The organism is Streptomyces sp. NPDC094032, assembly GCF_040303965.1.
Taxonomy (GTDB): Bacteria; Actinomycetota; Actinomycetes; order Streptomycetales; family Streptomycetaceae; genus Streptomyces.
In genome coordinates this window covers 113,211-131,103 of the sequence record NZ_JBEOUE010000014.1, presented here as the reverse complement: position 1 = coordinate 131,103, position 17,893 = coordinate 113,211, and the positions used below count along the sequence as shown (strand labels likewise).

18 protein-coding genes are annotated in these 17,893 nt (G+C 72.5%); 6 read left to right on the top strand and 12 right to left on the bottom strand.

Features of this window, described 5'->3' with window-relative positions:
• Positions 1-10 precede the first annotated feature (10 nt).
• Positions 11-451 carry a hypothetical protein gene (locus ABTZ54_RS21035; protein ID WP_351665356.1) on the bottom strand — a complete coding sequence of 147 codons (441 nt, stop codon included), beginning with the start codon at positions 449-451 and terminating at the stop codon, positions 11-13.
• 565 nt (positions 452-1,016) lie between these two features.
• Between ABTZ54_RS21035 and ABTZ54_RS21025 the strand changes: the two genes are divergently transcribed.
• The 3 genes from ABTZ54_RS21025 to gcvH all read left to right on the top strand — a co-directional run bounded on the left by ABTZ54_RS21025 (position 1,017) and on the right by gcvH (position 2,525).
• A complete protein-coding gene (locus ABTZ54_RS21025; protein ID WP_351665495.1) occupies positions 1,017-1,859 on the top strand; it encodes a helix-turn-helix domain-containing protein in 843 nt (280 codons plus the stop codon).
• Positions 1,841-2,041, top strand: a complete 201-nt coding sequence (locus ABTZ54_RS21020; protein WP_351665354.1) for a DUF397 domain-containing protein — start codon at positions 1,841-1,843, stop codon at positions 2,039-2,041. The genes ABTZ54_RS21025 and ABTZ54_RS21020 overlap by 19 nt, the downstream gene beginning before the upstream one ends.
• 103 nt (positions 2,042-2,144) lie before the next feature.
• Positions 2,145-2,525 (top strand): glycine cleavage system protein GcvH, encoded by a 381-nt coding sequence (gene gcvH / locus ABTZ54_RS21015; protein ID WP_351665352.1) that lies wholly within the window; start codon positions 2,145-2,147, stop codon positions 2,523-2,525.
• A 51-nt stretch (positions 2,526-2,576) separates the two neighbouring features.
• On the opposite strand, the gene ABTZ54_RS21010 is transcribed toward gcvH, so the two are convergent.
• From ABTZ54_RS21010 to ABTZ54_RS20995, 4 genes are all read right to left on the bottom strand, one after another.
• Positions 2,577-2,876 carry a DUF6342 family protein gene (locus tag ABTZ54_RS21010; protein ID WP_351665350.1) on the bottom strand — a complete coding sequence of 100 codons (300 nt, stop codon included), beginning with the start codon at positions 2,874-2,876 and terminating at the stop codon, positions 2,577-2,579.
• A 224-nt stretch (positions 2,877-3,100) separates the two neighbouring features.
• Positions 3,101-4,030 carry a hypothetical protein gene (locus tag ABTZ54_RS21005; RefSeq protein ID WP_351665348.1) on the bottom strand — a complete coding sequence of 310 codons (930 nt, stop codon included), beginning with the start codon at positions 4,028-4,030 and terminating at the stop codon, positions 3,101-3,103.
• Between the two features lie 871 nt (positions 4,031-4,901).
• Positions 4,902-5,546, bottom strand: coding sequence for a TetR/AcrR family transcriptional regulator (locus tag ABTZ54_RS21000; RefSeq protein ID WP_351665346.1), 645 nt, complete (start codon positions 5,544-5,546; stop codon positions 4,902-4,904).
• Positions 5,443-6,921 (bottom strand): MFS transporter, encoded by a 1,479-nt coding sequence (locus tag ABTZ54_RS20995; protein WP_351665344.1) that lies wholly within the window; start codon positions 6,919-6,921, stop codon positions 5,443-5,445. Before ABTZ54_RS20995 ends, ABTZ54_RS21000 begins: the two co-directional genes overlap by 104 nt.
• Before the next feature lie 173 nt (positions 6,922-7,094).
• Here ABTZ54_RS20995 and ABTZ54_RS20990 point away from each other — a divergent pair, with 173 nt between their 5' ends.
• On the top strand, positions 7,095-8,825 hold the full coding sequence (locus ABTZ54_RS20990; protein WP_351665342.1) for an RICIN domain-containing protein: 1,731 nt from the start codon (positions 7,095-7,097) through the stop codon (positions 8,823-8,825).
• 72 nt (positions 8,826-8,897) lie between these two features.
• Here ABTZ54_RS20990 and ABTZ54_RS20985 read toward each other — a convergent pair whose 3' ends face one another.
• The 4 genes from ABTZ54_RS20985 to ABTZ54_RS20970 all read right to left on the bottom strand — a co-directional run bounded on the left by ABTZ54_RS20985 (position 8,898) and on the right by ABTZ54_RS20970 (position 13,552).
• Positions 8,898-9,293 (bottom strand): LppU/SCO3897 family protein, encoded by a 396-nt coding sequence (locus ABTZ54_RS20985; RefSeq protein WP_351665340.1) that lies wholly within the window; start codon positions 9,291-9,293, stop codon positions 8,898-8,900.
• A gap of 128 nt (positions 9,294-9,421) precedes the next feature.
• Positions 9,422-10,723, bottom strand: coding sequence for a serine/threonine-protein kinase (locus ABTZ54_RS20980; RefSeq protein ID WP_502997286.1), 1,302 nt, complete (start codon positions 10,721-10,723; stop codon positions 9,422-9,424).
• Positions 10,720-11,358 carry a hypothetical protein gene (locus ABTZ54_RS20975; RefSeq protein ID WP_351665338.1) on the bottom strand — a complete coding sequence of 213 codons (639 nt, stop codon included), beginning with the start codon at positions 11,356-11,358 and terminating at the stop codon, positions 10,720-10,722. The genes ABTZ54_RS20980 and ABTZ54_RS20975 overlap by 4 nt, the downstream gene beginning before the upstream one ends.
• 67 nt (positions 11,359-11,425) lie before the next feature.
• Positions 11,426-13,552: an N-6 DNA methylase gene (locus tag ABTZ54_RS20970; protein WP_351665336.1), complete on the bottom strand. Its 2,127-nt coding sequence runs from the start codon at positions 13,550-13,552 to the stop codon at positions 11,426-11,428.
• Positions 13,553-13,730: 178 nt separating this feature from the next.
• Here ABTZ54_RS20970 and ABTZ54_RS20965 point away from each other — a divergent pair, with 178 nt between their 5' ends.
• Together ABTZ54_RS20965 and ABTZ54_RS20960 are read left to right on the top strand one after the other, a co-directional pair.
• Positions 13,731-14,537 carry a DUF4190 domain-containing protein gene (locus ABTZ54_RS20965; RefSeq protein WP_351665334.1) on the top strand — a complete coding sequence of 269 codons (807 nt, stop codon included), beginning with the start codon at positions 13,731-13,733 and terminating at the stop codon, positions 14,535-14,537.
• A 59-nt stretch (positions 14,538-14,596) separates the two neighbouring features.
• A complete protein-coding gene (locus ABTZ54_RS20960; protein WP_351665332.1) occupies positions 14,597-15,403 on the top strand; it encodes a hypothetical protein in 807 nt (268 codons plus the stop codon).
• A 115-nt stretch (positions 15,404-15,518) separates the two neighbouring features.
• Here ABTZ54_RS20960 and ABTZ54_RS20955 read toward each other — a convergent pair whose 3' ends face one another.
• The 3 genes from ABTZ54_RS20955 to ABTZ54_RS20945 are packed head-to-tail and all read right to left on the bottom strand — an operon-like array spanning position 15,519 to position 17,880.
• Entirely contained in the window at positions 15,519-16,262 is a 744-nt protein-coding gene (locus ABTZ54_RS20955) for an N-acetyltransferase (RefSeq protein ID WP_351665330.1), read from the bottom strand.
• 50 nt (positions 16,263-16,312) lie between these two features.
• Positions 16,313-17,002 (bottom strand): HNH endonuclease family protein, encoded by a 690-nt coding sequence (locus ABTZ54_RS20950; RefSeq protein ID WP_351665328.1) that lies wholly within the window; start codon positions 17,000-17,002, stop codon positions 16,313-16,315.
• Positions 17,003-17,040: 38 nt separating this feature from the next.
• On the bottom strand, positions 17,041-17,880 hold the full coding sequence (locus ABTZ54_RS20945; protein ID WP_351665493.1) for an SCO6745 family protein: 840 nt from the start codon (positions 17,878-17,880) through the stop codon (positions 17,041-17,043).
• Positions 17,881-17,893 lie beyond the last annotated feature (13 nt).

The window sequence follows — 17,893 nt, the reverse complement described above, 5'->3', positions numbered from 1 at the left end:
GGCGTGGACGTCAGAGGAGACCCACGAGCAGCGTCGAGGTGTAGAGCGCGCCGTTCTTGTAGATCTTGATGGATCCCAGGGTGACCAGGCCGAGCGTGGTGTTGGGGTAGTCGGCGGTGAAGGGGGCCGTCGCAGGCGGATTGACCATGAGCGGAAGGCGCGGCTTGCTCCCCCACTGGACTTCCCAGTTGGCGGTGTGGTCGTCGAACCCGGTGTCGAACTGACCTATGAGTCTCACCGTATTCCCCGGCATCTCGGTGAGCGTCACCCGGCCGGAGACACCCCGGTTGAGGAGCGAATTGAAGTCCGCGAACGCGACGCTGCCGGGGGAACTCACGGCGGATGGCAAGGCGGCGGGAGTCGCGGCGGGTGCGGCCGCGTAGGCGGCGGGGGCAGTGACCGCGAGGCAGAGCGTGGTGACGGAGACGACGGCGGTTCGACGCAGGTTCATGACGGCCCTTCGTGTCATCGCTGGGGACGGTGCCGATATCCGCACAAAGCGGAACGACTACGTCCCATAGTGGGCGCCGTCCGGCGGCCTCGCATCCCCGGGGCGCACAACACCCGCCGTCACTCCGCGTGCTCGTCCTCCGTCAGGTGACGGCGGAGGAGCACGTTCGCGTCCGTCTCCGCACTGGCGTCGTAGCGCAGCCGCGCGTCCCGCCGCCGGTCCGCGAGCCCCTCGCAGACCGCGCATCCCGGCGCCGGTACGGGCGCTCGCGCTGCGTGGCGGGCCGCACGTGCGCCGGATCGGCCTGCCACTCGCGCCCGCCGCCGAGCGGCCGAATCATCGCGTACGGCCCGGCACGGCCCCGGAACTCGCCTACCACACACGCCACTTCGTCGTACACGAAACTGCCGCATTCCATGACAACCACTCCTGTCCGTGGACTACCCTCCGTAGTGGGGCATGTCGAGGATGGACCCGGGGTGGGGTGGGGAGGCCGGTTGCACGGTCGTAGTTCCCGTCCCCGAACCGTTAATTCCACACCTTCCACGAAGGAGTGCGTGATGCGATGCCGCCGAGACGGGTGATCACGGGCCGCAGCCAGGAGCCGCGCAAACGGTTCGCCGAGGAGCTGCGCAAACTGCGCCAGGAGCGCCGGATTAGCCTGCGGAAGCTGGGTGATGTGGTGGGGTGGGATGCGTCGCTGTTCTCCAAGATGGAGCAGGGAGAGACAATCGGCGGCCCGGAGGTCGTCCAGGCGCTGGACACCTTCTACGGGACTCAGTCGATGCTGCTGGTGCTGTGGGAACTTGCGGCTGGGGACCAGACACAGTTCCGGGCGAAGTACCGCAAGTACTTCGCCTTGGAGGCGGAGGCCGTCAGCATCTGGCACCACACGGCCGGCGTGGTCCCGGGCCTGCTCCAGACGAAGGCCTACGCCTCCACTCTTATGGAGTCGGGCATTCACCAGGGCGACGAACTGACACGTCAGGTCAAGCTGCGCCTGGGACGACAAGAGCGACTGACGGGTGCCGACACGCTGGGCTTCCGCTCGATCCTGTCAGAGAGCGTACTGCGCAGGCCGCTGATGGATCCGGCTCAGTGGCGGGAGCAGTTGGAGCATCTACTCACGATGGCAGACCGCCGGAATGTCACCATCCAGGTAGTGCCGCACTCTGGTGGGATGTACGCGTTGAGCAGCACAGATGTGATGTTCCTCAGGCTTACGGACGGCCGCGTGGTGGCCTGGGTGGAAACCAGCTACTCAGGCACGCTGGTCGAAGATACGGCCGATGTCGACCGGCTACAGCTCCGATACGATCGAGCTCGTGATCTGGCCCTTTCCCCGGCGGATTCAAGGAAGTTCATCATGAGCACGTTGGAGGAAGCGCAGTGCGAGACGTCGACCTGAGCACCGCCGTCTGGCGCAAGAGCTCGCACAGCAACGACGAAGCCGGTGCCTGCCTGGAAGTCGTCGACGGCCTCCCCCTCGTTCCCGTCCGCGACAGCAAGAACCCCGCCGGTCCCGCCCTCGTCTTCGAGGTCTCCGTCTGGTCCGTGTTCGTCGACGGGGTGAAGGTCGCCACCCGTTGAGGTGACGTGAGGGCGCCGAGATGTCGGAAAGTGACCCCGCCCTGACTGTGGGTGGAGATGATGGCCCCGCTGATCATCCACCCCCAGTCGAGCTGGAGTCCCCATGTCGAACGTGCCCTCCGACCTGTCCTACACCGACGAGCACGAGTGGATCCTCAAGGAAGCTGACGGCACGTACACCGTGGGGATCACCGACCACGCGCAGAAGAACCTCGGCGACCTCGTCTTCCTCGAACTTCCCGCCGTCGGGAAGAAGGTGGAGGCCGGCTACTCCATCGGCGTCGTCGAGTCGGTCAAGGCCGCGTCGGACATCTACTCGCCGCTGACCGGCGAGGTCGTCGCGGTGAACGAAGAGGCGACGGAGTCGCCCGAGGACGTCAACAGCGACGCGTTCGGAACCTGGCTGTTCAAGATCAAGCTGGCGGCCGGCGCGACGACCGACCACCTGCTCTCCGCCGCCGACTACAAGAAGCTGATCGACTGAGACCCCGTCGGGGGTACGGCCGCTCGCGGCGGCCGTACCCCTCGGGCGGACCTAGTAGCCGAGGTCCTTCTGGTCGGTGGTCAGACGGCCGGCGATACGCAAGTTCCCGTCGGAGTCGAGCACCGCGATGATCTTCTTCGTGGAGCCGTGGTGGGTCGTGAAGTAGATCTTGTCCGCCTCCTGGGAGGAGGAGTAGTTCGTGTTCACGGACAGCTCGATGCTCACGGGGGAGCTGATGACCACGTCCTTCTTCGGGGTGCCCGGGTAGACCTGGTTGTCGCGCAGCTTCACGCGGCCGTGCGTGTCACCCTCGTTCCAGTCCGACGCCACGCCGAGGTCGATGTCAGCCATGTGATTTCCCTCCGGTTGCAGTGGAAGAGCCCTGCGGCCCGAGCGTCACAAGACATCCCGAACCGAGCGCAGAACCTACGCAGTTCCTTCACGCGACGGCACCAACTCGGCGGACAGTGACCGGATTTCACTCACGTTCGTCGCGAATTGACGCCAAGGTGTCGAGGCGCGCCAAAACGCCCGAAAGGTGCCGTGACAGGAGCAGGGGTGACGACTAGCCGCCGTCACGCGGCGCGACGCTCCGACTCCGGACGGCAGTCCCGGCACAGCCCCGGTTCCGGCGCCCTGAACGCCCGCTCACAGCCGTCGCAGGTCTGGAACGGGTGCGGGGCCGAGGGCGCCGGGGCCGCTACGGAGGGTGTGGCCGGCAGCGGCGGCGGGAGCAGGTGGGTGAGGCGGTAGTCGATGATTCCGGCCGGATGTTTGAGGTCGTCCGGCAGGCATGTGGTGAGGGCACGGCGCACGGCCTCGGGGGCGTTGCCCTGCGCGAACCAGGAGGCCACGACGGGGGCCAGGCGGTGCACGTCGCGAGAGGACAGGGCCAGACGCGGGTCATGGACCCGCAGCCCGATGAGAAATTCGGCCGCCGGTCCTTCGGGCGGCGCCACGGGGGCCGTCGTCTTCCACGCGGGCGCGGGCGCGGGCGCGGACTTGGGCGAGCGGGGAGCCGCTTGCCGTACGGGAGCGGGCCTGGGCGGCGGCGGGGCGACGGCGGCGCCGTCGCCCGAGGGAGGGGCGGGGTCAGGGTCGGGGTCGGGATCCGGGTCCGGGTCGGGATCCGGGGCCGGGTCAAGGGCCAGGGCCGGGACCAGGGCAGGGGCCGGGGCCGAATCGAGGGCCGGGGCCGGGTCGGTGCCCGGGGCCGGGCCGGGGTCCGGAGCCGGGTTGGGGTCCGGGGCCGGGTCGGGGTCCGGCTGCGAGGCCCACGCCTGGCCCAACTCCGGGTCCAGCTCCGGGGACCACTGCGAGGCCAGGCTCAGGCCCGGGCCCAGGCCGGGGCCTGGGTCCCGCCCCAGCTCCAAGTCCCGGTCCAGGCCTGGCTCCAGGCCTGGCTCCAGGGCCAGACCCGCGCCCGGATCCCGACCCAGCTCCAAGTCCCGGCCCAGGCCCGGGCCCAGCCCCGGCTCCCATTCCAGCTCCGGGCCCGGGCTCAAGCCGGGGTCCGGGTCCGGGTCCGGGCCCAAGCCCAGCTCCGGGGCCAGGCCCACGTCCGGGCCCGGCCCCGAGTCCAACCCCAACCCCCCGTCCGGCTGCCCGCCCGCCCCCGCCCCCGGCTCCCCCGCCCCCGGCGGCTTCCGCTTCGGCGCTTGTGGGCGGGGCGGCCCCGTCCGCTGCTGCGGGGGCGGGTTCGGGATTGTGTAGGACATCGTTCGGGTGATCACGTGGCCGTTGGGGAGGCGCGTTCTCGCGCGGGTCAGGTAGCCGTGGCGTTCCAGTTCGCGGAGGGCGGCGGCCAGGCGGACTTCGCCTTCTGGGAAGCGCTGGGCCAGGGTGCGGATCGTGACGCTGGCGCCTTCCGGCAGGGACTGGATGTGGGCCGACAGGCCGATCGCGGTGACGCTCAGCTCCCCGTGCTGGAGCAGGTCGTTGGCGAGGATCGTGAAGCCGCTCGTGAGGCTCGTCCTGACGTGGCTTACACCGGATCGGGTGGCAGTCTGGAGAGTCGGGGGCAACGCGCGCCTGGGCGCGCTAGGGTTCTTCTCATCCATCGGGAAGCTCTACTTCCTCGGTGGTCAGGCCCTCGATCGGGATCGTTACTCCCGGCCGGGGGCCGAACTGTTTTCCAGTGCGGTCGGCGTGAGCATATGCCAGGCAACCCGCCTCAAATCCAGTCCAGTTGGTGCAGTTCGCTCGTGTGGGTGACGGGCTTGCGTGAGGTGGACGGGGAGGGGGGAGGGGTGGGTTGGTTGGTACTTTCCCCCGGTACTTTTCTTTGATCCCGCGCCCCGCCCGCTCGCGGGCCACCGCCTCGCGGTCGGCCACGATCCGGCGCCCGGCAGTGCGGGTCAGCGGGCCCTCCCCCTCTCAGGCCTCGCCGGAGAGCAGGGGTTGTAGGAGCGGGACGTACAAGTCGGCTACCTCTTCCGGGTCGAGCCGGGTCAGCCGGTCGGCCTGGACGGTCGCGTAGAGGGCGCCTAGGCCGAGCATCACCCCGATGGCCATCTCCGCCCGCAGCGGGGCGCCCTCGCCGGGGAGGCGGGCGGCCAGCGCGTCGATCACCTGCGTACGGAAGTTGGCCCGCGCCTGCCCGCCGAGCTCCAGATGGTGGCGGGAGAAGGCGATCCGCAGGATCGGGTCGCGGGTCTGGCCGCGCTGGGTGGCGATCAGGTGCAGGACCATGTGCCGGGCGAGACGCTCCAGAGGGGCGTCGAAGAGCGCGGTGGCGTCCGCGTCGAAGGTGAAGACCTGGGTGAACAGGTGCTCCTTGGAGCCGTAGTACTTCATCACGAGCGCCGGGCTCACCCCCGCGTCGGCGGCGATGGCGGCGATGGTGGTGTCGGCGTAGGCGTGGCGCGCGAAGGCGCGCCTCGCCGCGGCGAGGATGTCCGCGCGCCGGGCGTCCGCGTCACGGGGCCGGCCGGGCCGGGCCGGGGCCGGGCCGGGCGTCGGCGGGGTCGGCGGCGGCGTCGGCGGCGGCGTCGGGGGCGAGGTCGGCTTCGGGTCGGGCATCTTGTTCAGTCTCCTGGAGGGGGAGCGGGCGGCGCGGGACGAGGCAGGCGGCCGCGCAGGCCAGCAGCGCCACCGCGCCCGCCGCTGCGAAGGCCACCCGGTACCCGTCCAGCGTCGGCGCCGCCACCGTGTCGGTGAACAGGCGCGTGTGCTGGGCCAGCACCGTGGCGACCACCGCGCTGCACAGCGCCTGCCCGATGGTGCGCATGAGGACGTTGAGGCCGTTCGCCGCCGCCGTCTGCTCCAACGGCACCGCCCGCATGATCAGCATGGGCAGGGCGGAGTACGCGAGCGCCGTGCCGACCGAGACCACGGCCGCGCCCACGACGACCGCCCACAGCTCCCGGCTGTCGGCGAAGCGCAGCACATAGCCGGCCGCCATGACCGCCGTACCCACGGTGAGAGTGGCCTTGGCCCCTCGGGCGGCGGACAGGCGGGCGGACAGGGAAGCGCACAGCATCATGATCACACCGCTGGGCAGCAGACACGCACCCGCCGCCGCCACCGAGAGCCCCAGACCGTACCCGGTGGCCCGGGGCGCCTGGACCAGCTGCGCGGTGACGAGCGAGTTGGCGTAGAAAGCGAACCCGGCCAGCAGCGCGGCCACGTGCGGCAGCAGCACCGCGGGCCGCGTCGCGAGCCGCACGTCCACCAGCGGCCGTGCCGCGCGGCGCTGGTGGACCGTCCAGCCCGCCAGGATCAGCAGCGCCGCCACCGAAAGACCCAGGAACCGCCCGCTCCCCCAGCCCCACTCCCCCGCCTTGGACAGCGCCAGCAGCAGAAGCACGAGACCCGCGCTCAGCCCGCACGCCCCGAGCAGATCGAAACGCCCCGGCGACCGGACCGGCTCCTCCCGCAGCAGCCACCACGCCAGGGCGAGCACGCCCGCCGAGAGCGCGGCCATGGCCCAGAACATCGCGTGCCAGTCCGCGTACTGCACCAGCAGCGCCGCCAGCGGCAGGCCGAGGGCCGCGCCGACGCCCACCGTCGAACTCATCAGCGCCACCGCGGAACCCGTCCGCTCCGGCGGCAGCACAGCCCGCAGGAAGCTGATCGACAACGGCACCACCGCCGAACCCACTCCCTGGAGCGCCCGCCCCGCCAACAGCCACGGGAGGGTGGCGGCGAAGGCGCACACCAGCGATCCGACGGCGAGCGCCCCGAGCGTGAGCAGCAGCATCCGCCGCTTGCCGTACATGTCCCCGGCGCGCCCCAGGAGCGGCGTGGCGACCGCGCCGGTCAGGAGCGTGAGCGTGACCACCCAGCCGACGTCGACCGGCGACGCGCCGGTCAGCCGGGGCAGTTGCGGCAGCAGCGGCACGACCGCGGTCTGCACCAGCGTGGTCACGATGCCGCCGGCCGCCAGAACGGCCATGACGGCCCGGCCTGCGGTCGGAGACGGCGACGGCGACGACTTCGACGACTTCGACGACGGACGCGCATCAGTGGGCACGACGGAACCCCCTCCGAGGTGAATGGCGTTCACCAAGATAGGTGAACGCCATTCACCTCACAAGGGCGGATAGCGGGGCTCTCTAAGCTGCCCGGATGAGACTGACCAGACTCGTAGTTGGGGCCGCCCTTGCCGCCTCCGTCCTCCTGCCGACCGGCCCGGCGGCCCAGGCCACGCAAGCCACCCAAGCCGCCCAGGCCGCCCAAGCCACCATCGAGCCCTTCGACGCGCGCTTCACCCTCACCCGCGTCGACGGAGTCAAGACCGATCTGATCTCCGCCGTGGAAGCCGCGGGGGTTTCCACGGCACCCGTCACAGAAGTGCTCGGCTCGCGCACCGGGCGGCCGGGGCTGTGCCACGCCACCGGGCTCAACGGGGCCCTGCGGCCCGACGGGTTCTGCTGGGACGACCAGGACGACAGGACCGGATACACCGACACCGGCGGCGGCTGGATGCCTCAGGGCTTCGCCGGGGCGCACGCGTCCGGTTCGGCCGACGGGCTGTACCAGGGGCGGGCCCTGTTCGCCGCGTCCTGGTACTTCGGCGTGCTGAACCAGCCCGAGGAGTACACCCGCGTCTCGATCGCCGAGTCCGCCGGCGGCGGCGCCCCCGTCTCGTACGGGCACATGGCCCTGGTGGAGCCGGTCGCGGGCGGCGACTTCAAGAAGCCCACGTTCCAGTCCCACGCGGACGGCGTCGCCTGGTACAAGGACCGTCTCTTCGTCGCCAACGGCGCCGAGCTCCAGGTCTACGACCTGAACCACCTGTGGCGGATGACGGACACCGCCTCCTCCGCGACCGGCCTGACGGCCGGCCGGAGCTCGGCCCGCTACCACCGCTGGGCGCTGCCGCTCGTCGCCCGCTACAGCACCATCAGCACGGCGACGCTCGACGACCCCTCGACGGCCTTCCTGAGGGGCACCCCGCGCGCCTGCGGGCCCGCCGCCGAGAACCTCGGCGAGCTCTGCATGAGCAGCCTGAGCGTCGACCTCTCCGACCCGGCGGGCCCCGCCCTGATGTCGACCGAGCACCGCTCCGAGGGCGGCGCCCGGATCGTCCGCTGGCCGCTCGACTCCCTGGAGGCGGGGACGCCCGAGCAGGTCGTCTCGTACGGCACGGCGTACACGAGCCCGGCGACCGGTATCCAGGGCATCGCCAAGGGCGGCGACACCTTCTACATGAGCGGGAGCTGCCCGACGGGCTACCCGGCCGGTTACGCGTGCCTCCACGCGGCCCGCGCGGGCGAGGCGCCCCGCGTGCTCACCCAGGCGCCGTACCTGACGCAGGGACTCTCGTACGACCCCCGCGCGGGGCGCCTTTGGGGCTACAACGAGGCGCTTGAGAACGCGAGCGGCGGGCGGCGGGTGGTGTTCTCCGTCGACCCGGCGGCGGGCGCGGTGAAGGACGGCTGGGGGTGGCTGACCAACCACCACCGGCCGGGCGCGATCTGCGCGACGCCCCTCGGCAACGCGACGGCCAACGGGACGACCGTCACCGTCTGGCCGTGCACGGGCTCCGACCTCCAGCGCTGGAGGTACGACGAGACGAACCGGTTCCTCGTCCACCAGGCGAGCGGCCGCTGCCTGACCCCCAAGGCCAACGCGTCGAACACCGACGGCGCCGTCCTCACCCTGTGGACCTGCAACCCGTCAAGCGACGTCCAGCGCTTCACCCCCGACCCGGCGACCGGACTCCTCGTCAACCCGTACGGCAAGGCCCTCACCCCGAAGGCCAACTCCCTGGCGGACGGGACCGTCCTCACCCTGTGGACGAAGTCCACGGGGGCCGCCGGTGACGTACAGGACTGGTCCGTGAAGGGCTTCTGAGCCGCCGACAGGAGAAGAGGGGCCGGTCCCGCCAGGACCGGCCCCTCTTCTCTTGCGTCGCGCAGTGCGCGGTTACTTCTTGACGGGGTCCAGGCAGAGGACGAACTCCTCCGCGTCCCACTCCTGCACGAGGCGCGACTCGCCGAGCTCGCCGCACTTCTCGGGGTCCGTGGTGTCGTCGATGGCCTTGACGACCTTGTACAGGCCGGCCTTGCCGGAGGAGCAGTCCTCGGTGGACACGTCCGGGTTGTCGTTGGCACCGGTTACGGTCACGCACTCGCCCGCCTTCGCGTGCACGGGCGCGTCACCGGTGACGTACGGGAGACCCAGCTTCACGGCGAGAAGGACCACCAGGAGCACGACAGCGCTACCGATCTTCTTCAGCGCGCCGCCCTTCTTCTCGGGAGCGGGGGCGGGCGCCTGCGCGGGAGCGGCGGCGAACGGGTCGGACGGCTGAGGCGTGGTCATGGGGGGATCCTTGAACGGCGTGGACATGATCAAACGCGCACGTTACAGACCGCGAAAAGCCCAAAACGGATCCATTCCCTCCGGTTTTCCAATCGGATACGGAGTCGTGATCCTGTCGGCCCGTCAGGTCACAGGCGGGGGTCGACCGGCCCGTACTCGCCGAGCTGTTGCAGACACTGGGCCGCGTCATCAAGGAATTGAAGAGTCTGCGGGTCCTCCGGGCCTGCCTCCGCCGCGCGGTCCGCCGCGAGGCGGCGCAGCTCCGGCAGGGCACGGCGGTACTGGCCCGCGTCCATCAGCGTCGACGCGTACTGCTTGCGCAGGATGCGGACGACCGGCGAGTGCTCGCCGTGCTCGGCGGCAGCCGCCGGGAGGATGCTGCCGAGCAGGTCCACGGCCTGGGTCAGCGCGCCCTCGCCGAGGAGGCGCTTCACCTCGTCCACGGCGGCGGCCACGTCCGGCTTGGCGGGCGCGGGCGGTACGGGCGGTACAGGCGGCGGGGCGGCCTGCGGCGCCCGGTCGGGCCAGGGGGCGTGCGGGCGGCGGAAGGGGCGCGACGGGTCGAGCGGGCCCGCGCCACCGGGCGCACCGCGCGGCGGCAGGAGCGGCATCAGGTGCTCGTACACCTCCTGCGCGCCCGAGGGGCGGGCCAGCGGGTCCTTCGCGAGCAGCCGCAGCACGAGCGCCTCCAGGGGCTCGGGCACCTCGGGCCGGATCCGGCGGACCGGGACGGGGGCCTCGTACAGGTGCCGGTGCAGCACGCCGAGGGCGGTGGAGCCGGCGAAGGGCACGTTGCCGCTGAGGAGTTCGTGGAGCAGCACCCCGAGCGCGTACAGGTCGGTGTACGGGCCGACGGCACCGCCCATCGCCTGCTCGGGCGCCATGTAAGCGGGGCTGCCGATGGGCGAGCCGGTGTGGGTGAGGCGGGTGGTGTCGGTGTCGAGGACGGAGGCGACGCCCAGGTCCAGGACGATGACCGTGCCGTCGGGGCGGACCATCACGTTCCGCGGCTTGAGGTCGCGGTGCACGATCGGCACCGCGTGCACGGCGGCGAGCACCGCGCACAACTGCGCGGCCACGGAGACCGCCCACGGCCAGGGGTACGGGTCCTGCTCGGCGAGGTGGTCGGCGAGGTCGGCGCCCTCCACGTACTGCATCACCAGGTACAGGTCGTCGCCGTCGCTGCCCGCGTCGTGGACGGTGACGAGCCCGGGGTGGCCGACCTGGGCGGTGACCCGGCACTCGCGCACGAAGCGGCGGCGCAGCTCCTCGGCGGCCGTCGCCGGGCCGCTGATGGCGGCGGGGTTGAGCAGCTTCACCGCGACCCGGCGGTCGAGACGGCCGTCGTACGCCGTCCAGACCTGGCCCATGCCGCCCTGGCCGATCAGGGTGGACAGCTCGTAGCGCCCGCCGATGACCCGCCCGTTCACCGCCCGCCTTCCCGGGGGGCCCGGTCCTTGCGGAGGAGGTCGCTGAGCTCGTCGAGCTCGGCGCGGACCTGGTCGATGCGGGGGCTCGCCACGGGGGGCGCCGGGGGCGTCGGGGGTGCCACGGGCTGGGGCTGGGGCTGGGGCTGGAGATGGGGCTGCGGCTGGTGGTACGCGTGCGGCTGCGGGTAGCCGTAGGACGGCGGCGGCTGCTGGTACGGGAGCTGCTGGGGCTGGGGCTGGTGCTGGTGCTGCGGGACCGTCGCCGCGTACGGGTTGTACGGCGGCGCCGGGACCGCCGCGCGGGCGGTGTGGTCGTGGCGGATGTCCACGACCAGGAAGTACGCCGTGAACGCGACCGCGTTGAGCAGGATCACTCCCACGAGCCAGTCGGCCCGGCTCGCGTTCTCGTCCTCCGGCATCAGCACGATCCCGGCGATGACGACGGCCACCGAGACCCCGAGCAGGATCCAGTCGACGACCCGGCGGGTCAGCAGCGCGATCCGCAGGGCCGTCGCCCAGACCAGCATGCCGATGCTGAGCAGCGGGAGCGCCGCGAAGAGCACCCGCAGCACGATGACCGACGCCGGAACACCGCGCTGCGGCGGCACGGGCTGCGGGTGGCCGTGGCCGTACATTCCTGCTCCTGGTCACCTGAATGGCTCTGTTTGTCGAGGAGAGCGTATCCAAGTGCGGCCCGGGGCGTCAGGGAGCTACGGTGCCGTCCGCGAGCCCGTCGTACATCCCCTGCACCAGCTGCTCGCCGAGCCGTCCCGCCTGCCGCAGCGCCTCCTCGAACTCCGCCAGGGCGCGGAACCGCTCCCCGTAGCGCCGCTGCTCCGCGAGCGGCAGGCGGGGCAGCTGGAGGCGGCGGACGTCGAGCCGGGTGGCGGTCGAGGCGTACGAGCTGGCCTGCCGGTTGTTGGCGGTGGCGCGCAGGAGGCCGGCCAGGAACCAGGGGTCCAGGGCGGCGGGGTCGGGGCGCAGCAGGTGCACGTTGCGGCCGAGGGCGGCGCCCGCGGTCGCCTGGTCGACGACCCGGGTGACGGAGCCGCCGCCGAGCACGGGGACGACGACGTCACCGGCGACGAGGAGCACCGGCTCCTCCCCCGGGCCCTCGGGCGGGGCCTCGGGCAGCACCCCGGAGGGGGCCTGGCCCGCGAGGACGTCGGTGTCGGTGAGGACGGCCACGGGGGCGCCCGGCACGGCCGTTCCGGCGCCTCCCGCGCGGAGCACGACCGCGCCCGCGCGGGCGAGCTCTCCGACCGTCGTCGCGGGCCGGCGCAGACCGCCGGGGGTGGGTCCCGCGGCGGGCGGCGGGGTCAGTTCACGGGTGCGGCGCAGGGTCTCGGTCAGCCGCTCGCGGACTCCGGACAGCTGCGCGGCGCCCTCGGCGGCGGCGGGCGGCGGGAGATGGCGGGCGGGGGTCAGGTCGACGTCGTCGTCGAGGAGCTCGACGACCGGGACGCCACGGCTCTCGCCGGGGGTCTCGGCGAGCGCGCCGTCCCGGTCGAAGGGGCGCCAGGCGTCGAGGACGGCGCTCTCCACGGCGGGCCAGTCGAGCCGGTCGCGGCCCGTGGCGGCGCCCCCGGTGTGGTCCGACGCGGTGTCGACGAGCAGCAGTTCGGCGGGGGGCCGCTCGCCGGGGGCGGGCCTGCGCAGCACCCACAGGTGGAGCGGGATGCCGTACGGGGGTGCCGCGCCGGCCGGGAGGGCGACGACGGCCCGCAGGGCGCCCCGGCGCAGCAGGTCGGCGCGGACCCGGCGGCCGGAGCGGCGGGAGGCGGCGGCGGGCGGCATGAGCAGGACGGCGGTGCCGCCGGGGCGCAGGCGGGCGAGGGCGTGCTGGACCCAGGCCAGTTCGGACTCCGTACGGGCCGGGAAGCCGTACTCCCAGCGGGGGTCGTAGGCCAGCTCGTCGTGGCCCCAGTTGCGCTCGTTGAACGGCGGGTGGCACAGCACGGCGTCGGCGGTGAGCGCCGGGAAGGCGTCGGCGCGCAGGGTGTCCCCCGCGTGGACGCGCACGTCGGCGTCGCCGGAGAGCGCCAGGCGCAGGGCGGTCAGCGCGGCCAGGTCGGGGTCGGCGTCCTGGCCGTGCAGCGCGCGGGGCGCGGGCCGCCCGGCGGCGGGGTCGGCGGCGGCCGCGAGCAGGGCGCCGGTGCCGCAGGCGGGGTCGAGGACGGTGTCCGCGGGCCCGGCGAGCGCCGCCATGAGGGCGGCGGGGCCGGGCGGGGTGAGCGTGTACTGGCGCGGATTGGCGTCCAGGTGGCGGCCGAGCAGGAACTCGAAGGCGTCGCGGGCGCCTTGGGCGGCGGCGCCCGTGGTGGCGGGCCGTCCCGCCGTCGTGGCGTCGGCGGCGGCGAGTTCGACGACTCCGCGCAGGAGGGGGACGGACGGGGCCAGTTCGGTGACGGAGGGCGTGCGGACGGCGCGCTCGTCGCCGAGGCGCTCGGTCAGCGTCTCCTCCAGGGGGACGGGGAGCACCTCCGCGAGCCGCTCGTCCGGCACGGCGGCCAGCGCGGGCCAGGCCGCCCGCCTGTCCCGTACGAGGAGGAGCGCGCAGCCCGCGTGGACGAGGGCGGTGACGGCTCCCGCGGGGTGCCCGGCGACCAGCTGCCAGACGCGCTCGCGCAGCGGGACCTCGGCCAGCTTGCCCTGGGCGCGCAGCCACTCCTCGACGTCGGCGAGGGCGAAGGACGGGCTGGTCTCCGTACCGCCGACGGGCTTGGGGAAGTCGGGGTGGCGGCGCCGCCAGTTGCTCACGGCCGCCCGGCCGACCCCCGCGAGACGGGCGATGCCCGCGGCGGTCACCTCTGCTGCGCTGTCGGGCACCTGCCTCAACTCCCCTCATTGGCGTGTGTGTGACGCCGATCTTACTGACGAACACCGTCGACACCACTTCACGACGTGAGCCGATCTGTTTTTCGTGAACGGTGTTGACTCGGTTCACAGACTCTGTTGTGATTGATCCATCGCGCCAGACAAACTCACTGTCCGGGAGGACACACCCATGTCGCACGACACGCAGCTCCCGCACTCCCCCGCCCCCGTGGCCCTGCGCAACGGGCTGGGCACCGCCGCCCTGATCCTCGGCATCATCGGCACGCTCTCCGGCCTCATCCCGCTGTTCTTCTGGCTGGCCGGCATCCTCGGCCTGATCGCTCTGATCCTCGGCCTGGTCGGCAAGGGCCGCGTGAAGCGCGGCGAGGCGAACAACAAGGGTGTGGCCCTGACCGGCGCGATCCTCGGCCTCGCGGCCCTGATCCTCTCGGTGGTCGGCGCGGTCATCACCTTCACCGCCGTCAGCGACGCGGTGGACGAGATCGACAAGGCGATCAAGGACTCCGCCCCGAAGGACCCGGCGTCCAAGGCCCCGGCGGGCAAGGGCGACGCGGCCGGGAAGGGCGGCGCGGCGAGCAAGGACAAGCCCCTCGCGGCCGGTGACACCGTCATCTACGACGACGAGCTGAAGGTCACCGTGACGGAGGCGAAGGCGTACAAGCCCAGCGAGTTCGCGGCCGGTCACACCGAGGGCAACAAGGCGTACCAGGTCACCGTCACCATCGAGAACGGCACCAAGAAGAAGTTCGACACCACCCTGGCGACCCTCCAGGCCCGCGCGGGCAAGGACGGGGCCACGGCCGAGCAGATCTTCGACGAGAAGGTCGGCAGCGGCTTCAGCGGCTCGGTCCTGCCGGGCAAGAAGGCCACCGCCACCTTCGCCTTCGACGCCCCCGCCGCCGCCAAGGACCTCACGGTCGAGGTCGGCCCGGGCCTGGACTACAACGCCTCGCAGTGGGACCTGAAGATCGGCTGACCCGAGCCACCCCGCACAATCAGCACCACGTACACCCCGATCCCCCTCGGAGAACCACCATGCCTGCCACCGTCCGCCCCCTCCGGCGCGCCACCCTCACCGCGGCCCTCTGCGCCGCCGTCGCGCTCGGCGCGACCGCCTGCGGCCCCTTCTCCGGCAGCTCCGGCGGCACGAAGGACGGCGCCGACTCCGCCAAGTCCACGGCCCCCGCCAAGCCCGCCGGACCCTTCGAGGGCCTGAGCGGACCCCAGATCGTCGACAAGGCGATAGGCGCGACGAAGACGGCGGACTCGCTCACCCTCGACGTCGCCCTGAAGACCACCGACGGCCCCATCAAGGCCAAGCTGGCGACCGACGTGCGGGGCCACTGCGCCGGCACGATGGCGCTCGGCGCGACCGGCACCGCCGAGCTGATCAAGCCGGACGCCACCTCCGTCTACATGCGCTTCGACGAGGCGTTCCTGAAGGAGCAGGCGAAGGGCGAGTCCGCCGCGGTGCAGGCGGAGGTGATGAAGCAGCTCAAGGGCCGCTGGATGAAGAGCGACGCGAAGGACCCCGACGCGAAGGACAGCCTCGCCCTCTGCGACCTGAAGTCCCTGCTCTCGGACTTCGAGCAGGGCGCCAACACGGCGGTCAAGGGCAAGGAGACCACGGTCGACGGGGAGAAGGCGCTGATGCTGACCCAGGCCTCCGCCTCCGAGCGGACCACGGTCTACGTGGCCACGGAGGGCAAGCCGTATCTGCTGAAGATCGTGTCGGCGGGCGGCAAGGAGCCCGGCACGATCTCCTTCAGGGACTACGACAAGCCGGTCGAGGCGAAGGCGCCGCCGAAGAAGGACGTGGTGGACGAGAAGCAGTTCGGCTGACGGACCGGGGCCCCGGAGGGGGAGAACGAAGGGGCCCCCAGGGGACGGGAAAAGGCGTGAAGGCCGCCGCAGGGGAGCGGCCTTCACGCCTTTCGTCGTCCCACGGAGACACGGCTCAGATCCGGTGCCGCACCCACACGTTGGGCTCGACGTACACCGCGTAGCCACGGGAGGCCTCGCAGTGCACCGGCACCAGGGCGCCCTCGACCTCGACGGGGCCGTCGGTGTCGAAGGGCAGGCCCGTCCACTGCCGCCACTGCTCCACGGCGGCGCCGATCGTCATCGAGGCCGGGGCGACCTTCTCCACCGTGGCGCCCGCGCGGGCGTGGACGCGCAGCCACGGGTCGACCGGCAGCCCGTCCTCGCGGGTGCGGAAGGCGTACTCGTGCATGCCCGACTCCGCCTCCTTGTGCTTGCCGTTCGGGCGCACGGGGGCCACCAGTTCGGCGAAGCCGAGGCGGCGGGCGTTGTCGCGCATGGCGTCCAGCATGCGGTGCGAGACACCGTTGCCGAGCGCGCTCGTGTCCACGGTCACCTCGATCGCGCTGACCGTGTCGGGCGTGCGCCCGTGCTTGAGGTCGGAGAACGCCCACAGCAGGACCTGGTCCCAGCCGGTGCCGGGCAGTTCGCCACGGTCCTCGGCCTGGAGCTGGAAGGGCACGCTGAACGCCCGGGCCACGAACCTGCCCTCGGAGTCGGTGGCGACGAGGACGTACTCGGGGAACGCGGTGACGATCTGCCCCATGTACGCCCAGCCGACCGGGTCGTACATCATGAACTCCGGCCAGAGGTGCTTCATCTGCCACATGGCCCCTTCGAGTTCGGGGCGTTCGGCGAGGGTGGTGATGTGCAGGTCCATGGCGGTGACATTAACGACCGTTACCGCCAAGGAAGAAACGATTTTCCTGGTCAGGGCAGCCGCTGCTCCGGGCACGTCGCCAGCACCCGCTTCATCGCGTCCCGTTCCCCGGACGTCACCCACACCCCGTACTTCTTCTTCACGGCGATCTGCCGGGCGACGTACGTGCAGCGGTACGCCTTGTTCGGCGGCAGCCAGGTCGCCGCGTCGCCGTCCGACTTGCGGCGGTTGGTGGCCGAGTCGACCGCGAGCAGGTTGAGCGGATCGTTCGCGAAGCGCAGCCGGGTGCCGGAGTCCCACTTCTGCGCGCCCTTCTGCCAGGCGTCCGAGAGAGCCACGACATGGTCGATGTCGACCTTGCTGCGCCCGCGCACGTAGTCGATGGAACCTCCCGTGTACGGGTCGTCCTTGAGCGTCCCGGAGGCGACCTTGCAGCGGCCGTCGATGAAGCGGACTCCGGTCAGGTCGCGCTGGAGTATGTCGTCGCGGGTGCCGCAGCCGTTGCGGTCGACGTCGGTCCAGGCGCGCCCGAACTTCTCCCGCTCGTAGCCGGTCTTTGGCGCGCGCCCCTTCACGGGGAGCGCGTCCACGGCGGCGAGCGCGGTGCCGCCGGCGGCCGGCTTCACGGGCGCCCCGCCGCCGGACGCGTCGCCGCCGGTGAGGGGCGCGCAGGCGGCGTTGGTGAACAGGGCGAGGACGGCGAGGGCCGAGGCGATGAGGGTCTTTTGGTACGTCAGCACCCGAAGATCGTATTTGATACGGGATGTCCGAGGCGGGCTCAGATCTTCCCGATGCCCAGCGTGTTCTCCGCGGGCAGCAGCCCCGAGCCGATGACGGCGAGCCACGGTCCGCCGAGCAGTTCGGAGAGCCGGGCCGTGGCGTCCTGGCCGAGGGCGGCCCAGGGGGCGGCGGCCAGTTCGTCCGTGCGGAGCTCGACCTCGGCGCGCAGAGCGCGGCCGGCCTCGGTGGCGGTGCCGTCGGGGCCGACGAGGCCGCGGGCGGCGAGGCGTTCGCGGGCGGCGGCCCACTCCGCGTCGCTCCAGCCCCGGCTCGCGAAGGTGGCCTCGGTGGCGGCGCCGACGGCGGCGAAGGAGACCAGCGCCTCGGCCGGGTCCAGGCCGGCGGCCAGGAGGGCCGCGAGGTGCCCGTCGCCGCGGTGCTCGCGCAGGATCGTGGCGGCCTGCCACAGGACCAGATGCGGGGCGTCGGGCCAGGGCAGCCCGGCGACGGCGGCGGCGAGCGGGCGCCCGGCCGTCCCGGCGGCCTCGGCGGCGCGCCGGGCGAGCGCAGCGGCCTCGGCGAGCTCGGGGCCCTCCACCACGTCGTCGCCGAGGACGGCCCGGTAGGTCAGGTCGACGGCGCGGAGCCGGGCGGCGAGGACGTCGCCGGGGCCGGCGACGTCCCAGGCGGCGGGGACGTACCGGGCGACCATGCCGGGCGCGAAGCTGTAGAAGGCCGAGGTGACGCGGGCGCTCCCGGCGGCCCCGAGGGGCGCGGCGCGCCAGGCGAAGTAGGAGGGCCACCGCTCGTCCACGTCATAGCCGAGGGCGGCGGCCTCGGCGAAGGCCTCGGGGGCGTAGTAGAGCACGGCGTGGAGCGGTTCGAGCAGGTGCCACATCTGGCGGACGCGG

What these genes read in the sequence shown, in the direction of transcription:
- ABTZ54_RS21035 (WP_351665356.1), bottom strand. Translation starts at nt 451, where the DNA reads ATGAACCTGCGTCGAACCGCCGTCGTCTCCGTCACCACGCTCTGCCTC.
- ABTZ54_RS21025 (WP_351665495.1), top strand. Translation starts at nt 1,017, where the DNA reads ATGCCGCCGAGACGGGTGATCACGGGCCGCAGCCAGGAGCCGCGCAAA.
- gcvH (WP_351665352.1), top strand. Translation starts at nt 2,145, where the DNA reads ATGTCGAACGTGCCCTCCGACCTGTCCTACACCGACGAGCACGAGTGG.
- ABTZ54_RS21010 (WP_351665350.1), bottom strand. Translation starts at nt 2,876, where the DNA reads ATGGCTGACATCGACCTCGGCGTGGCGTCGGACTGGAACGAGGGTGAC.
- ABTZ54_RS21000 (WP_351665346.1), bottom strand. Translation starts at nt 5,546, where the DNA reads ATGCCCGACCCGAAGCCGACCTCGCCCCCGACGCCGCCGCCGACGCCG.
- ABTZ54_RS20995 (WP_351665344.1), bottom strand. Translation starts at nt 6,921, where the DNA reads ATGGCCGTTCTGGCGGCCGGCGGCATCGTGACCACGCTGGTGCAGACC.
- ABTZ54_RS20990 (WP_351665342.1), top strand. Translation starts at nt 7,095, where the DNA reads ATGAGACTGACCAGACTCGTAGTTGGGGCCGCCCTTGCCGCCTCCGTC.
- ABTZ54_RS20985 (WP_351665340.1), bottom strand. Translation starts at nt 9,293, where the DNA reads ATGACCACGCCTCAGCCGTCCGACCCGTTCGCCGCCGCTCCCGCGCAG.
- ABTZ54_RS20975 (WP_351665338.1), bottom strand. Translation starts at nt 11,358, where the DNA reads ATGTACGGCCACGGCCACCCGCAGCCCGTGCCGCCGCAGCGCGGTGTT.
- ABTZ54_RS20965 (WP_351665334.1), top strand. Translation starts at nt 13,731, where the DNA reads ATGTCGCACGACACGCAGCTCCCGCACTCCCCCGCCCCCGTGGCCCTG.
- ABTZ54_RS20960 (WP_351665332.1), top strand. Translation starts at nt 14,597, where the DNA reads ATGCCTGCCACCGTCCGCCCCCTCCGGCGCGCCACCCTCACCGCGGCC.
- ABTZ54_RS20955 (WP_351665330.1), bottom strand. Translation starts at nt 16,262, where the DNA reads ATGGACCTGCACATCACCACCCTCGCCGAACGCCCCGAACTCGAAGGG.
- ABTZ54_RS20945 (WP_351665493.1), bottom strand. Translation starts at nt 17,880, where the DNA reads ATGTGGCACCTGCTCGAACCGCTCCACGCCGTGCTCTACTACGCCCCC.